18 protein-coding genes are annotated in these 15,351 nt (G+C 49.0%); 14 read left to right on the top strand and 4 right to left on the bottom strand.

The window, feature by feature from the left end:
• Nucleotides 1-41: 41 nt before the first annotated feature.
• From DEALDRAFT_RS04530 to DEALDRAFT_RS15860, 3 genes are read right to left on the bottom strand one after another with little or no spacing between them, the layout of a single operon-like run.
• Nucleotides 42-533, bottom strand: coding sequence for a hypothetical protein (locus DEALDRAFT_RS04530; RefSeq protein ID WP_008515311.1), 492 nt, complete (start codon nt 531-533; stop codon nt 42-44).
• 25 nt (nt 534-558) lie between these two features.
• The gene (locus tag DEALDRAFT_RS04525) at nt 559-1,044 is read right to left on the bottom strand and encodes a hypothetical protein (RefSeq protein ID WP_008515310.1); all 486 of its coding nucleotides are present in this window, start codon (nt 1,042-1,044) and stop codon (nt 559-561) included.
• The gene (locus DEALDRAFT_RS15860; RefSeq protein ID WP_008515309.1) at nt 1,044-2,174 is read right to left on the bottom strand and encodes a two-component system sensor histidine kinase NtrB; all 1,131 of its coding nucleotides are present in this window, start codon (nt 2,172-2,174) and stop codon (nt 1,044-1,046) included. The genes DEALDRAFT_RS04525 and DEALDRAFT_RS15860 overlap by 1 nt, the downstream gene beginning before the upstream one ends.
• Nucleotides 2,175-2,353: 179 nt before the next feature.
• Here DEALDRAFT_RS15860 and DEALDRAFT_RS04515 point away from each other — a divergent pair, with 179 nt between their 5' ends.
• Nucleotides 2,354-2,893 carry a hypothetical protein gene (locus tag DEALDRAFT_RS04515; protein WP_008515308.1) on the top strand — a complete coding sequence of 180 codons (540 nt, stop codon included), beginning with the start codon at nt 2,354-2,356 and terminating at the stop codon, nt 2,891-2,893.
• Nucleotides 2,894-2,941: 48 nt separating this feature from the next.
• Here the strand turns inward: DEALDRAFT_RS04515 and DEALDRAFT_RS04510 are convergent, their stop codons facing one another.
• Nucleotides 2,942-4,045, bottom strand: a complete 1,104-nt coding sequence (locus tag DEALDRAFT_RS04510) for a PRK06851 family protein (protein ID WP_008515307.1) — start codon at nt 4,043-4,045, stop codon at nt 2,942-2,944.
• A 151-nt stretch (nt 4,046-4,196) separates the two neighbouring features.
• Here DEALDRAFT_RS04510 and DEALDRAFT_RS04505 point away from each other — a divergent pair, with 151 nt between their 5' ends.
• From DEALDRAFT_RS04505 to cdd, 13 genes are all read left to right on the top strand, one after another.
• Complete coding sequence (locus tag DEALDRAFT_RS04505) at nt 4,197-4,529, top strand: histidine triad nucleotide-binding protein (protein ID WP_008515306.1); 333 nt, start codon at nt 4,197-4,199, stop codon at nt 4,527-4,529.
• A gap of 119 nt (nt 4,530-4,648) precedes the next feature.
• Complete coding sequence (gene rpsU, locus DEALDRAFT_RS04500) at nt 4,649-4,837, top strand: 30S ribosomal protein S21 (RefSeq protein WP_008515305.1); 189 nt, start codon at nt 4,649-4,651, stop codon at nt 4,835-4,837.
• Between the two features lie 130 nt (nt 4,838-4,967).
• Nucleotides 4,968-6,281, top strand: coding sequence for an NfeD family protein (locus DEALDRAFT_RS04495; protein ID WP_008515303.1), 1,314 nt, complete (start codon nt 4,968-4,970; stop codon nt 6,279-6,281).
• 37 nt (nt 6,282-6,318) lie between these two features.
• Entirely contained in the window at nt 6,319-7,287 is a 969-nt protein-coding gene (floA, locus tag DEALDRAFT_RS04490; RefSeq protein WP_196776600.1) for a flotillin-like protein FloA, read from the top strand.
• Nucleotides 7,288-7,304: 17 nt separating this feature from the next.
• Complete coding sequence (locus DEALDRAFT_RS04485; protein ID WP_008515300.1) at nt 7,305-7,748, top strand: hypothetical protein; 444 nt, start codon at nt 7,305-7,307, stop codon at nt 7,746-7,748.
• A 229-nt stretch (nt 7,749-7,977) separates the two neighbouring features.
• Complete coding sequence (yqfC, locus tag DEALDRAFT_RS04480) at nt 7,978-8,265, top strand: sporulation protein YqfC (protein ID WP_008515296.1); 288 nt, start codon at nt 7,978-7,980, stop codon at nt 8,263-8,265.
• A gap of 21 nt (nt 8,266-8,286) precedes the next feature.
• Nucleotides 8,287-9,519, top strand: coding sequence for a sporulation protein YqfD (gene yqfD / locus DEALDRAFT_RS04475; RefSeq protein ID WP_008515294.1), 1,233 nt, complete (start codon nt 8,287-8,289; stop codon nt 9,517-9,519).
• Nucleotides 9,520-9,524: 5 nt separating this feature from the next.
• Entirely contained in the window at nt 9,525-10,502 is a 978-nt protein-coding gene (locus DEALDRAFT_RS04470) for a PhoH family protein (RefSeq protein WP_008515292.1), read from the top strand.
• Nucleotides 10,503-10,508: 6 nt separating this feature from the next.
• Nucleotides 10,509-12,632 carry an HD family phosphohydrolase gene (locus DEALDRAFT_RS04465; RefSeq protein WP_008515290.1) on the top strand — a complete coding sequence of 708 codons (2,124 nt, stop codon included), beginning with the start codon at nt 10,509-10,511 and terminating at the stop codon, nt 12,630-12,632.
• Entirely contained in the window at nt 12,613-13,080 is a 468-nt protein-coding gene (ybeY, locus tag DEALDRAFT_RS04460; protein WP_008515288.1) for an rRNA maturation RNase YbeY, read from the top strand. Before DEALDRAFT_RS04465 ends, ybeY begins: the two co-directional genes overlap by 20 nt.
• Nucleotides 13,070-13,447 (top strand): diacylglycerol kinase family protein, encoded by a 378-nt coding sequence (locus DEALDRAFT_RS04455; protein WP_008515286.1) that lies wholly within the window; start codon nt 13,070-13,072, stop codon nt 13,445-13,447. Before ybeY ends, DEALDRAFT_RS04455 begins: the two co-directional genes overlap by 11 nt.
• 77 nt (nt 13,448-13,524) lie before the next feature.
• Complete coding sequence (locus tag DEALDRAFT_RS15855) at nt 13,525-14,568, top strand: DUF881 domain-containing protein (RefSeq protein ID WP_008515284.1); 1,044 nt, start codon at nt 13,525-13,527, stop codon at nt 14,566-14,568.
• Between the two features lie 18 nt (nt 14,569-14,586).
• A complete protein-coding gene (gene cdd / locus DEALDRAFT_RS04445) occupies nt 14,587-14,976 on the top strand; it encodes a cytidine deaminase (RefSeq protein WP_008515282.1) in 390 nt (129 codons plus the stop codon).
• Nucleotides 14,977-15,351: the final 375 nt, after the last annotated feature.

Here is a 15,351-nt window from a genome sequence, read left to right as displayed (position 1 = left end):
AATCATCATGTTTTGAAATGGATTTATAATTTATATAGTAATCAATAATAGGTTCTTATTGAACTGTAGCTGTCCGACTGCATTCCCCTTAGCAGGTAGGCAATGTATGCTGTGGCGGCAAGAAGATTTATTTGCGGCAGCGCTACCAGCACCCGTAGTACTGCATTTTCCGGGGCCATAATCATTTCCACAGTAAGCGGTGTATTCTGTAAAATAATACTTAACATCAGCCCTTCAAAAACCAGTAGTAAGAATGTGGCTACAATAACGGCGCTAACAGCTTTCACTACAGAGAGCCTAAACAAGAAAAACAAAAAAATAACATTAAGGCCAGACAGCGTTAACAGCAAAATCAGAAAGTCCAGGCCCAGTTGCCGGAGGAAATAAGAACTGAGGGCGCTGAGAGCACCATAGATCAGAACCTTGCCAAACTGCGGCCTGACCCCGATAATGATTAAACCTGCTAAAGCCATGGCAACTGCTTCGGGAAATGAGTGAAAAATCAAGGCGATCAAAGGAATCGTTTCCTGCAAATAAAACCCCTCCTGTTCCAAAGTTTTAGCTAGCTTTTTGTACAGCTTCACTAATTACAGCCTGCAGTTGTTGAATCCAGGTTGTTTTTTGAAGGATAAGTACAAAAGCCAGCAACATCAAATTGCTTGGTAGTGCATACAGAGCCACATGCCACCCGGTGCTAAGCGTGACAGCACCGGGTAGTACAAAATGTTCCGCTATCAGGAAGACAGTACTTTCGCTCAGAAGGAGAAGTAAAATTGCAACAACAAACCATTTCAGGGCCCGGCTGTATGAGAATCTATAAAGAAATGAAACAAGAGCCGGAACAATAATTATGGCGCTAACGGTATGTATTCCCGGCGGGAAGAATTCACGCACCGCCACAAGGATTGGTGCGTACAGCAGAGCTGTAACGATAGCCGGCTTTACGCGCAGGGTTATACCGGCCAGGGATACTGTAAGACAAACCAGTAACGTAATTTCAGGAATAATAGCAAAGAGAAGATGCGCCCAAACAGGACTTTGCATCAGAGGGCACCTCCTGCTTGCTCTTCAGTAAGTTTGTGTAGTGGTAATGTTATGATAAATTCGGTCCCCTGTCCCGGCGTGCTGTCAACTTTAATCTCGCCGCCGTGGGCGTGAATAATGGATTGGCTGATAGATAAACCAAGTCCTGTTCCATTTTCCTTTGTTGTATAAAACGGCGAGAAAAGCCGCTGCGCCGTTTGGGCATCCATGCCGGTGCCGCTGTCCAGTACCTTGATGGTTACCAAATCAAGGTGCTTGTCATAGCCGGTATAGACGGTAATGGTTCCGCCCTGGGGCATAGCCTGGATGGCGTTATGAAAGAGGTTTAAAAAGACCTGAATCAGCTGATCCTTGTCCAGAAGTACGGTGGGCATATCTGCATCGGGGTATAAAAAAATCCGTACATTATGGCGCATTGCCTCGCCATAAATCAGGGAGGCTGAGGATTCTATCACTTCATTGGGGTTCACTTGAGATTTTTGCGGTTGATCCGGACGGCTGAAGCGCAGAAAGTCGGAAATAATATCGTTTGCTCTATTTAGCTCATCCAGTAGTAAGGAGAATGAATCTTCGCTGTTACATTGCTTTTTGCACTTGGCGGAGATAAGTTGAATGTAGCCCTGCACCACGGTAAGGGGGTTGCGAACCTCATGGGCAATGCCGGCGGCGATTTCTCCGGCCAGCATCAGCTTTTCCATGTGACGTGCCTGCTGGTGCAGTCGTTCGTTTTCAACCAGCTGCTCTTTGAGACGTTCAATATTTTCCCGAAACCAGTTTACAGTTATAACAATTATAAAATACATGGCAACGAAGGGGTAGATTTCCAGGTCTGCCACTGAAAGTTGCTCAAAAGTGAGTCCCTGTGGTACAAGAATTGACGAAGCAAGAATACTGCTAAGCACAGCAATTACTATCCCCGGCATAAAACCACAGAGAAATGTAGCGGCAAAGATAATTATATAAAGAAAATACAGAATAAGGCGCCATTCCTGGGTTGACAGGAAGCCGCCGGAAAAAGTTATATACAGCATTGCATATAAGAATAGTGCGATTATGAAAACGGTTAATTTCAGTGACAGGGAAAATGAGCGTTCGCTAAAAAACTTTTCTGCCAGGGTATGAGGTTGCATAATGTTTTCTCCAAATAAAAAAGAGACATAATAACCAAATATAAAAGTTAGTTCGACAAAAATAGTATATCTCCTTTAAAAGATTAAAGCGTGTCCATTTTATTTTCAAAGAGTGGACATATTTTTTTTTGTCCGTGAATAGGATGAATCGAAAAGACAGGCGGAAAAGAGGTGGAAGAATGGGTAAAAAATTGTTTGTGGTAGAAGCGCGGCGACTGCTCCCGCTGCTGTTTCTCCTGGTGCTTTTGGTGTCACTCTCCGTTTATGATTCTTTTAGGGCCAGCCCCACCATTAATCCGGAAGAGGTGGCTGCCCGAAATGAGGTGAGTTTCACCACTGCAGACAAGGGCGAGAGGAAGGAACAGCCGACCTTCCGCCTGGCCGCTGATGAAGAGGCCTGGGCGAATGTGGCTGAAGAATGGTCCATCCAATTGCCGCAGTATCCTTTCCAGCCCCAGCATGAAATGGCCCTGTTTGCCCTGCATGCTGAAGTAAAGAATGTTAAGGCAAACCCCAGGGGTGAAGGGGAGATGGAAGTTGAAGTGCAGGTTAATCCCAAGCGCGACTTCTTCCAGGTAGTAACCGTGCCGGCAGCAGATGTGGTGCTGGACGCGGGCGAAACAACATGGACCTTCGTGGATAAAAAAGGAAATATCCTGGAGCAGTTTACTGCGGGAGACGCTGCCGAAACGGCGGCAGAAGAAGCTCCGCAGAAATAAGCTAAAAGGCATGCCGACGGCATGCCTTCTTTGTACTTTCAATTGGGCTTACTCTGAAAAGAGCTCACGGATGATTTTATCACGCATGGCTTCTGTTTGGGAGAAATCCATGGCCCGGATGTAGTGGCCTTCCAGTTGGTCATGGTTGCGTTTGGCACTGCGGATCATCTCCACCGCTTTGCCTGTTAAAAACCAGAACCTCTCCTGGCTCTCCGCCCGTTCTGAGGAAGATGCCCTAAGCAGTGAGGCTCGGGAGTGGCGGCTCAGAGCCAGGGTATATTGTTCCTTTACCGGATGGGTGGGGGGGACGGTGAAGGTGTGCGGGTAGGTCATTTTCACAAACGCTGTTTTCAGTGCCGGGATCACCACGGCGTCAAGGCGCTCAGGGTCAAAGCCGCAATGGTACACTTCCACGTCCTGGCCGGCACGCAGCACTGTTTCGTAAATATGTTTCAGCAGGGTTGATTTGCCGGAACCGGGGTCGCCGGTTAATTGATAGAACCGTTCTACTCCCTGGAAAATTGAAGGGTATAAATTAACAAGTCCTGCCGGTGTGATGGCGTTGCCGAAAAGATGACGCTCCTTCGGGGGTTCCTCTTTTTCCGGCAGGGCCGCTGCCAGTTCGGTTAAAAGCTGCTGGGTCATTTTTGCCAGTGCACTGTAATCCATGGCCTTAGCCATCAGGTAGCGCATTTTCTCCATCACCACTGCGGCTTCTTTTAGGTACTGGTATGCCTGGATGAAATATTCACCATTTTGTTTTACCAGGGCTGCTATTTCCTCTCTGTGAGGCCGTAGTGCCGCAGTGTCCCAGCAATCTCCCAGGTTCAAAATTTCGTCATAGGCACCGGGGACTTTGGGGTCAATTACATGAGGGGCGGTACCGTCCACCATGGCAAGCCCCAGTGCCGGCACCACCAGTCCGTCCAGGGACTCATTATCTGATGAGCAGTAAAACAGCTGAGTGGACATGCCCTGTTCCCGTGCTTTCTGGCCAACTTGTTTCATCAGGGTTGACTTGCCGGTGCCGGGACCGCCTTTAATGATAATCAGCCGTTTTGTGTCCGGCTCCGGTATGTAGTGGAAGAGTGAGTGAAAACCGCGGCAGGTATTGCCACCGGCAAAATACTTGTGAGTCATTCCGTAACCCATGGTCGTCTCCTTTCCTGTTCTCGTTTTATCTACTCTATTGTATGACAGGCCCAAAACAGTGTGCCTGTCCCTGTGCCGGCGCGCACCGTTTGCCTGCTTTTTGAGAAGATGGTATAATATAACTATTTACAGGACAGGAGGGATAAAAGAAATGGAAGACTGCATCTTCTGTAAAATTGTCAGGCGGGAGCTTCCTGCAGACGTGGTTTTTGAAAACGAAGAAACAATAGCTTTTAAAGATATTAATCCGATGGCTCCCACTCATGTTCTGGTGGTGCCCAAAAAACATCTTGCCTCCCTGGATGACTTAACCGGGGATGATGTTGGACTGGCCGGTAATTTATTACTGGCTGTAAAAGAAGTAGCGGCACTAAGCGGCGTTGCCGGCGGTTACAAAATGCTTTCAAACTGTGGGGAAGCGGCAGGCCAGGTAGTACCTCATCTTCATTTTCATATTCTGGCCGGCAAGAAGTTTGTCCCCTGAGTTGTGTTGACAGATTCTCGTTAAAACGTTATAATCAATAAAGTAATTTCAGGTATAATTATTCTCTCTTGCATCCCGGCATACGTCAGGCAGGTTGTTATCGAGGGGAGGGAAAGCAGTTGACGGAGATTAAGGTAGGCAAAAATGAAACGCTAGATAGCGCGATTCGCCGCTTTAAAAAACAATGCTCAAAAACCGGCATTATAGCTGAAGTTCGCAAACGCGAGCATTATGAAAAACCCAGTGTCAAGCGTAAAAAGAAATCAGAAGCCGCCAGAAAGAACATGAAGAAAAAGCGGTTTGGCTAAACAGCACGAAACAGCAGGCATATTTGCCTGCTGTTTCTTTGTTGTTAATAATGGTATAATAAAAAGGGATTTCAAGAAAGTCCTGTATTTATTATCTTTTTTTGTAAAAGAAAAAAGGAGGGTCCTGACTGTGAAAAATCGTACTGTTGCACTTATTATGCTCCTCCTGTTTACCGGAATGTCCATTTTTACCGTACAGCCGCCTGCTGTATCAGCCGAGCAGGAGACGGTGTATGTAATTCCTATTGGTGGAGCTGTGGAACAGGGCCTGCATCGTTACCTGGAGCGTTCGTTCCGCGAAGCGGAGGAAGCCGGTGCCCAAGCAATTATTTTAGAAATAAACACACCCGGCGGTGCCGTGGATGCGGCCACACAGATACGTGACTTGATTTATGGTGCCGATATGCCGGTATATGCCTATGTGCGCTGGAGCGCCATATCCGCCGGGGCTTATATTGCTTTATCTGCTGATGCTTTGTACATGGCGCCTGGTAGTAACATTGGTGCCGCGGAGATCCAGGATATGTCCGGTGCGGAAATAGATGAAAAGACCCGGTCATGGTGGGAAAGCGAAATGCGCAGTGTGGCTGAAAGGCAGGGAAGGGATGAGCAGGTGGCGGCAGCTATGGCAAGTCCCGAAATTGCCATTGAAGGCCTGGTAGCCGAAGGGGAGATCTTAACTCTTACCACTGCCGAAGCAGAGCGCATCGATTTTACCGATGGTGTATTTACTACTTATTCAGAACTTTACGAGCATCTTGGGCTGGCAGATGCCGCTGTGGAGAGGATTCCCCTCAGCCCGGCAGAGGAGTTGGCCCGCCTGATAACCCACCCCGCGGTGGCCACGCTGCTGATTACCATCGGTCTTGCCGCACTGGTCATGGAAGTGATGACCGCCGGGTTCGGTGTGGCCGGTCTTGTCAGTCTGCTATCCTTTAGCCTCTTTTTCGGAGGGCATATTGTGGCGGGCTTGGCAGGCAGGGAAGTGATATTTCTTTTTGTCATTGGGGTAATATTAATGCTGGTGGAAGCTTTTGTGCCTAACTTCGGAATCCTTGGCCTTTCCGGCATTGCCAGCCTCACCGCATCGGTGGTGCTTTCTGCCTCCACCACTGGGCAGGGCTTACGGATTATGATTATATCTGTGTTTTTGGCCGGGGTAATTATCGCTTTATCATTCCGTATGCTGCAAAAAACGGGCCTGTGGTCGCAGATTATCTTGCAGTATGCGGAAACAAAAGATCTGGGTTATGTAGGACCCAGTGATTTAACGTACCTGTTGGATAAGACCGGGAAGGCAGTTACATTTTTGCGCCCGTCGGGTACCGCTGAGATTGATGGAAAGCGTGTGGATGTGGTGAGCGAGGGAGGTTTTATTGCACAGGATACAGAAGTAAAGGTTGTCAAAGTGGAAGGAACAAGGGTTGTTGTCCGCCCGCTATAACAAATGAATGGAGGTATGAATATTGGTTGAATTTCTTATTCTTTTGGGTCTGATTGTTTTAGGTCTGTCGCTTTTGTTAAGTTTTATTCCGCTGGGACTGTGGATATCGGCTATTGCCGCCGGAGTCCGCATTGGTATTGTTACGCTGGTGGGTATGCGGCTGCGCCGCGTGGTTCCGGGTAAAGTTGTTAATCCGCTGATTAAAGCCACCAAAGCGGGTTTGGAACTTAGCGTTAATAAGCTGGAAGGACATTACCTGGCCGGTGGTAATGTGGACCGGGTGGTAAACGCTTTGATTGCCGCTCAGCGGGCCGGCATTGATTTAGGTTTTGAACGGGCCGCCGCCATTGACCTGGCGGGACGTGACGTTCTCCAGGCGGTACAGGTCAGTGTTAACCCCCGTGTCATCGAAACCCCGGTGGTTGTAGCGGTGGCCAAAAACGGTATTGAGGTAAAGGCCAGAGCCCGGGTTACCGTACGGGCAAACATTGAGCGCCTGGTAGGCGGCGCCGGTGAAGAAACCATCATCGCCCGTGTGGGTGAAGGTATTGTTACCACCATCGGTTCAGCCACCACACATAAAGAAGTGCTGGAAAACCCGGACACCATCTCCCGCACTGTTTTGGGTAAAGGGTTGGATGCCGGCACCGCCTTTGAAATTCTCTCCATCGATATTGCCGATGTGGACGTAGGTAAAAACATCGGTGCCCAGCTGCAGACCGACCAGGCCGAAGCCGACAAGCGGATTGCCCAGGCCAAGGCGGAAGAGCGTCGGGCCATGGCTGTGGCTCACGAGCAGGAAATGAAGGCCAGCGTTCAGGAAATGCGCGCCAAAGTTGTGGAAGCGGAAGCGGAAGTACCCCGTGCCTTTGCACAGGCGCTGCGTGAGGGTAAGCTGGGCGTAGTTGATTACTACAACCTGCAAAATATTCAGGCCGATACCCAGATGCGCGATTCCATCGGCAAAATGGGTGGTTCGGACAAAGGTGGGAACAGTGACAAGTAAAGCGGGGTGTACATAACATGGAATCCCTGATAATTTTTATCATTTTTATTGTGTTTTCTGTTTTGCGCTCTTTGGGCGAATCACAGCAAAAACAAAAGGGCCGCGGGCCTGTTTCTCCACCGGCACGCCCTGTGCGTCCCGGACGGCCTCTGGCTCCCAGTCCCCGTCCCATTGACCAGCCGCAGGAGTATGAGGATTGGGTGCTGGAGACGGACTCGGCTCCCACGGAGGATTTTGAACCTGAGCCGGTCCGGAAAAAGCCTGTGCGCAAAAAGCAGCCCAAAGCAGCAAAAGAACAGCTAAGGCCGGCACCGGCAGAAATAGATCATTATGCCATCAATTTGCAAGACGAGGATGGTTCTCTGCAGATAGATCAGCAGATACTGGTGCAGGGCATTATCTTTTCCGAGGTCCTGGGCGCTCCCCGGTCCAAAAAACCATGGCGCCCCCGGCAACAATAAAAAACCAAGCACCACAAGCACCGCAAAGCACGCCAAAACAAATGGCGTGCTTTTCATTTTGGGACGGGGGGACAGGTCCCTTGTCCCCAAAAACACCGATAAGTACTCACAGTTACCCGGCAAAAAAACAAAAAGTGGGACAGTTGACCTGTCCCCTTGTCCCATTTTGGTTGGAAACATATGCGTGTTTTTGTTTGCATAGTATTTAAGCAGGACAGGAGGGAAGCGCGTGGACGGTAAAGGGAAAGGCGAAAAAAAATGGCGTAGGAATCTGGCTGATTTGTTGGAGCTGCCGCGTGAGATTATCCTCAACCTGCCGCGGATTACTGTGGTGGGCAATATTCAGTGTTGCCTGGAGAATCACCGCGGAGTAATTCAATATACCTCGGAGAAGGTCCGTGTATCGGTAAACGGTGGTGAGATTATTGTGGAGGGGCAAGAATTGTCAATCCGCTACCTGGGAAATGAGGAAATAGCCATTGATGGCAGTATTGATATTATTCGCTATGAGTTTTAGTCGGAATAGGGGGATAATGGCGTGTCTATACTAAAATTGCGGCATAAGTTCACCGGATATCTGGTAATATCGGTAGAGGGTGCGGCAACGGAAAAGTTTATCAATCTGGCTATGCGTCAGGGAATTAAATTTTGGGATGTCCGTCAGACCCCGCAAAGTGCCGTGTTGAAGGTTGATGTGGACAGTTTTTTCGATTTGCGCCATCTGGCTAAAAGGACCGGCTGCAGAGTCCGTATTCTGCGCAAGGCAGGCCTGCCCTTTCTGTACAGCCGGTTGTTTAGGCGGCGCGGATTGGTTGCCGGCCTTTGTTTTTTTGTGCTGACCCTTTATGTTTTGTCATCTTTTGTTCTGTTTGTGGGAATTGAGGGCAATGAGCGGCTGGATGAGGAATATATCCGGCAGTTGGCTGCAGAAGCCGGAGTGCGGCCCGGACTCCCTAAAACACAGTTGGATAAGGATGTGGTGGCCAACAGGCTGATTTTGGCCGAGCCTGATATCGCCTGGGTAGGAATTGAGGTGCGTGGTACACGGCTGATTATTGAGGTGGTGGAAACCATTGATCCTCAGGTGGATATGGATACCCCCGGAAATGTACTGGCTAAGAAGGACGGCTTGGTCACCGATGTGTTGGTAATAAGCGGTGAACCGCGGGTGAGCCCCGGTGATATAGTTACCCGCGGGCAAATTTTGATTGAAGGTGTGCTGCAGGCTCAGCCTAAGCCGCCGGTGGAAGGCGAGGACGGTGAAGAAATATATGAAGAGCCGCCCACCGTGCCGGTGAGGGCCAGGGGTGAGGTGCTGGCCCGGGTCTGGTATGAAGGGTACGGTGAAGCGTCTCTGACAGAAATTGAGCGTGAGCGTACCGGGCAGAGTATTTCTGTCTGGACTCTGGTGGTGGATGGCCAGCCGGTACTGCGTATCGGTCGGCAGAATGTTCCTTATCTTGATTATGAGCAGGAAACGTCAAATGCCAGAGTTCTTGAAAGGATTCTCCGTGTTCCTGTCGAAATAATAACGGAAACCACATATGAAATCGAACGGAAGAAACGTCATCTTTCTGCTGAACAGGCACTGGATTTGGCTGCTGAGCGGGCCCGTACCCTGGCTGAACTGCAGCTGCCTGTAGGTGTGGAAGTGGAGTCGGTGACGGTAGAAGAAGTGGAGTTGGAGCAGGAAAATTTGCTTGGCGTGCGTTATGTGTTGGAAACATTGGAAAATATAGCAGTACAGGAGACAGATTCGGGAGGCGATTAAACGCTTTGACCAATGAGCAGTTTCGTAAAACCATACCTGTAGAAAACAACGATGAAATTCGCTTGCTTCTGGGTAAGTTTGATCAGCATATAACCCTGTTGGATCGTTATTTTCAGGTGCGTGTGATTCCACAGGGCGATATGCTTGTGGTGGAAGGAAACCGTGAAGATGCAGAAAAAGTAGGCGTGCTGTTTGAGGAGCTCTTATGGCTTTTGCGTCAGGGCCAGGTTCCCAATGTGCCCGATGTGGAGTACGCCATTGAGCTGATTCGTGCTGGACAAGCAGACCGCCTGCGTACTCTTTTTGGCGATATGATTTTTGTGACGCCTCGTGGGAAAAAGATTAAGCCCAAAACTTTGGGGCAAAAGGGCTACATTGAGGCTATCCGCAAAAATGATATCGTCTTTGGCATCGGTCCGGCGGGAACAGGCAAGACCTATCTGGCGGTAACCATGGCCGTTAAGGCCTTAAAGGAGCGGACGGTGCAGCGTTTGATTCTGACACGCCCGGCGGTGGAAGCGGGCGAGAGTCTGGGCTATCTTCCCGGAGACTTGCAGGAAAAGGTAGATCCGTATCTACGGCCGCTTTATGATGCCCTGCATGACCTGTTGGGAACCGATGTATACCGGACGTATATGGAAAAAGGAATTATTGAAATTGCGCCGCTGGCTTATATGCGGGGGCGCACCCTGGATGATTCTTTTATTATCCTTGACGAGGCGCAAAACACTACAGCAGAACAGATGAAGATGTTTTTGACCCGGATGGGTTTTAAATCAAAGGTTATTGTAACGGGGGATATTACGCAAATCGATTTGCCGCGGGGACGGTTTTCCGGGCTGGCGCAAATTGAAAAAATATTAACAAATATAGAGGGGATTTCTTTTATCCACTTGTCGGATCAGGATGTGGTACGGCATCCCCTGGTACAGAAAATTATTCGCGCCTATAACGAACATGAAGAAGGCCGGAAACAGGAGTGAGTTTACGTGGGTGTTGGCAGCCGGTTTCAGGATCTGCTTGACAAAAAGGATATTCTAAAAGGTAACGCACGCTGGCAGCGCATACTGCTGGCGGTTATCTTTTATTTGTTAATTCTTTTTATTTTATTTTTCGCCCTCTCCGCCACCCGTGTGGATTTGGAGTTGGGGCGGCCCAGTCCCCGCAAGATTGTGGCGGAATGGGATGCCATAGATACTTATACCACAAATCAGCTGCGTGAAGCGGCGGCAGAGGCCGTTCAGGAATCTTATGATTATGACCCCACCGTGCTTGGCAGGGCGGAGGAAAGGGTGGAATCCTTTTTTGCGGCAGTAAAAGATGTCCGGGCAGATGAAGAAACGGAGCCTGAAGAGCGGGCGGAATTGCTCGATTCACTGACGGAAGTTGAATTGAATGAAACGTTGGCGGAGTCTCTTCTGGAGGCACGATCCCAAGATTTGACGGAAATGCAGTTGCAGTTGATGGAAACTGTGGAAATGGTTCTGCAGCAAGGTGTTAAGCCGCCCGGACTGGAGACCGCCCGGCGTCAGGCTGTGCAGGAGATAAACATGATGTTGTTTACCCAGGATCAGAGAAGGGCTTTGGGTAAACTGGCACAGGAAATTATTGAACCCAATATGATTTACAATGCCGAGGCCACCATGCTGGCCCGGGAAGCGGCCAGGCAGGCGGTTCAACCGGTTCGCATCCTGCGGGGCACAGAAATTATCAGTGAACGGGAAATAGTTACAGAGCGGCACCTGGCGCAGTTGGAGGCGTTAGGCCTTTTGCGCGATACCACCGGTTATTCCATGTTTTTTGGCCTGGCCATGATTTTACTGGGGCTATTTATTGTGGTGGGCATTTATCTGTTTATTTTCCAGACAGACATATATCATGATAATTCGTTATTGACGCTGCTGGGTCTTATAGCCTTAATTACTCTGACCTTTACCATTGCGGCCAACTATTTTTCCGGATATCTGGTACCGGTGGCCATGGGGACCATTTTAATTGCTGTGCTTCTAAACTCAGGACTGGCAGTATTGATGAGCATGGTATTTGCAGTCTTTGTGGCCCTGATAACAGGCAATGACTTCCGCTTTATGCTGGTGGCTTTGTTTGGAGGCTTAATTGCCATCTACAGTACGGCACATTTATCCCGTCGCTCCGATTTAACCAAGGCCGGATTTTATGTTGCTGCTTTAAACGTGATTACTGTCATTGGTCTGTTTTTGTATATCGGTACTCTACGGTTTGAGTACGATCTTTTGCGGGAATTTAGTATCAGTATTCTGGCCGCCATCGGTAACGGCTTGTTTTCTTCGGTAATGGCCATCGGGCTGTTGCCCTACCTGGAAAGTGGTTTTGGCCTTACCACGTCGGTAACGCTTTTGGAGTTGGCCAATCCCAACCATCCATTGTTAAAGAAACTGCTGATGGAAGCGCCGGGTACGTACCACCACAGCCTGGTGGTGGCTAATTTGGCCGAAGCTGCGGCAGAAAGAATAGGGGCCGACCCCCTCATGGCTCGGGTAGGTGCTTTTTACCATGATATAGGTAAACTGAAACGGCCGTATTTCTTCATCGAGAATCAGCACGGCGAGAATCCCCATGAGAAAATCTCCCCTAACCTGAGCACATTGATTATTACTTCCCATGTAAAAGACGGCATGGAAATGGCACGGAAGGGGAAACTGCCCAAGGTGATTCAGGATATTATTGTCCAGCATCATGGCAATAGTATGGTTTCATACTTCTATCACCTGGCTGAGAAGTGTAGAGACGGTAAAGATAATCTTTGTGAAGATAATTTCCGTTATGAGGCACCGCTGCCGCAAAGTAAAGAAGCCGCCATCATTTTGCTGGCCGATTCGGTGGAAGCGGCAGCCCGGTCTATGCCCAAACCGGTGGCAGGCCGAATTGAAAGCATTGTGCGCAAAATTATCAGAGAAAAGTTAAACGACGGTCAATTTGATCAGTGCGATATTACCTTAAGAGAGTTGGATATTGTGGGAGAAACTTTTGTTAAAATTTTAAGCGGTATTTATCATACGCGAGTTGAGTATCCTGAAAAAGAGTTAAAAGCAGAAATTGAAAGGAGCCGGAAAAATGACGGTCCTGTTGAATGATGAACAAAACATCCCGTTGTCCTCCGGTATAGTTTCAGCCATGGAAATAATCACCAAGGCTGCCCTGGTAGACCACAACTTTCCGTCTGATGCGGAAGTGAGCCTGACCCTTTGTGATGATGCAACCATTCATGAATTAAACAAGACCTGGCGCTCTGTGGATGCACCCACCGACGTCCTCTCGTTTCCGCTGCTGGGGGATATGACCCTTAAGGTTCCTCCGGGAGAAGAATTGATGCTGGGTGATGTGATAATTTCTGTGGAGCGGGCCAGGGCACAGGCGCAGGAGTTTGGCCACAGTGTGGAACGGGAAATTTTATATCTGTATGTGCATGGCCTGCTTCATCTTCTGGGGTATGACCACCTGGAAGAAGAGGAAAAGCGGGAGATGCGCAGCCTGGAAGAAAAACTGCTAAAAGAGGTGGGGGCCGGCCGGGATGAGTTTTAAAACCAAAGACATGCGGGATAGCTTTCGCTGTGCGCTGAGCGGGCTGGGTGATGCCTGGCGCAGTGAAAGAAATATGCGTATTCACACCCTGGCTGCTTGTATTGCTGTGGTGGCCGGCCTGTGGCTTGGTCTGGAACGGCTGGAGTGGCTGTTTCTGTTCTCAGCTGTGTTTTTGGTCACCACCATGGAGATGCTAAACACTGCTCTGGAACGGGTGGTGGATTTGTTTACCCGCGACTATCACCCACTGGCACGTCTGGCCAAAAACGCAGCGGCCGGTGCAGCTTTGCTGGCAGCGTTTTATGCTCTGACCGTGGCGCTGCTTATTTTTGTGCCGAAGCTGATGGAGAGATTTAATTTTTTTTAATACTTTGATAAAGAGTCTTTAAAAGATCTTTGATAGATTGTAAATATATGTGAGTGTTTATAGGGGGGCGTCTTTTCTTGGAATATAAAAATAATACTCCCGTTCCGTTGGAACGGAAAATTTTTGTCGCAATCTTAATTGTATTATTTTTTAATGTTATACTTATACTGGGTGGTTTTTACCTGATTAACAACAGACTGGCTCCTCCGGCGGAAGATTTTGTGCAAGCCCAAAAAATAGCCAAGGAACTGGTGGAGTATAATCGCCGCCTGGCACAGACCCTTGGAGTTGAGTCCCGTTCCCAGGTGCATGTGGCCCTTTCCCAGTTTAGCTATGACATAGAGCAGGCTGATAACGGAGAAGATTTAAACCGCGCCATATTGGCCCACGGCAGCCGCACCCAGGAAAAAATTCTGGAAGAACACGAAACCAGGCAGCGGGAAACGGTGGTGGCGTTGGTCAATCAGGATGAGGGTATCCACGATCTGGACGGCAGGGAGCGCCTGACCATTACTGTTAATTCAGAGGGTGTCCAGGTGGAGCCCATTAATTTTCTGCAGGAAGAAACACTGATAGATATTGCTGAAAACGTTGCACTGGGTGAGCAATCTTCAAGTCTCATCGTTGACGTTGAGCTGGATGATGGGCGTGCCCGCTTAATGACGCCCTATGATTCTGTGGAACATATTCGTACACTTACAAGAGAAATAGATTCATTGCGTGTTACCCTGCATGAGCTGCGCAGCCAGGCCGGATATGCTGAAATGAGCGGCCCCGGTGTGGTGGTGCGAATTTATGATGCCGAAGATGGTTATACCAATGACACCATTATTCATGACGGCGATGTACGGGATACGGTGAATGAGTTATATGCCGCCGGTGCAAAAGGCATCTCTGTGGGTAACCAGCGTTTGGTTAACACCTCGGCGATTCGTTGTGTGGGCCCCTCGATTTTGGTAAATGATGAGCGGATTGCGGTGAATCCTGTGGTTATCCGGGCGGTGGGAGATCCGGAAGTTCTGGCCAGTGGTTTGGAAATAATCCGCATCACTCTGGAGGTTTCCCGGGATCTTGAGATTGAAATAGAGAAGGTAGATAATCTTACTCTGCCGGCATACTAAAGTGAAGGGGGCGGTATCATGGATGCCATTAACCGCTTATTGGTTGCAGCCCGTGAGGCCCGGGAGAATGCTTATGCGCCATATTCCCGGTTTTCTGTGGGCGCAGCGCTGCTTACCGCAGACGGGGAGATTTTTACCGGCTGTAATGTGGAGAACCTGTCTTTTGGCCTGACTCTTTGTGCAGAGCGGGTGGCAGCTTTTTCTGCTGTGGCAGCCGGCAAACGAGAGTTTACCGGCCTGGCATTGATTACCGATACTCCCCAACCGGTCACACCTTGCGGTTCGTGTAGGCAGGTGCTGTATGAATTTTCCCCGGACCTATGGATTATTTCCGCCAACTTGGAAGGTAAGCAGCAGATGTACAGGCTCCAGGATTTATTACCTGATGCTTTCTCAGCAGATTTTTAAATAGATTAGCTGTTACAGAAAAAAAAAGCACGCCGAGTGCTTTTTTTTGTTGTACCGATTTCATTGTTTTAAACCCCCAAAGAGCGCGCCTGAGAGGCGCGCTCTTTTCTTGAAAAGTTCTTTGCCCCACCCCCCCCATACCCCCATTAATTTAAGTTAGGGTAGATATACAGCATTAAGAAAGATAAAGGAAATGGCCGATTGCAATTGCCGAAAATGCCAAACTCGATTACGGGTACAAGTAAGGATCGCGGGCGAAGAAGAATCCACGAAAAAAAAAATGTTCATGATGAGGACTTTTGGCCCATCGCTTTGCAGTTGTCAAAAACCTTCGGTTATGGATTTTGCTGTGTGGCAAAATGTACCACCTCGTCG

The sequence above is a fragment of the Dethiobacter alkaliphilus AHT 1 genome, from assembly GCF_000174415.1.
Lineage (GTDB): Bacteria > Bacillota > Dethiobacteria > Dethiobacterales > Dethiobacteraceae > Dethiobacter > Dethiobacter alkaliphilus.
Note: the sequence above shows the minus strand (reverse complement) of the source record. Positions and strands in the feature narration are given on the sequence as shown.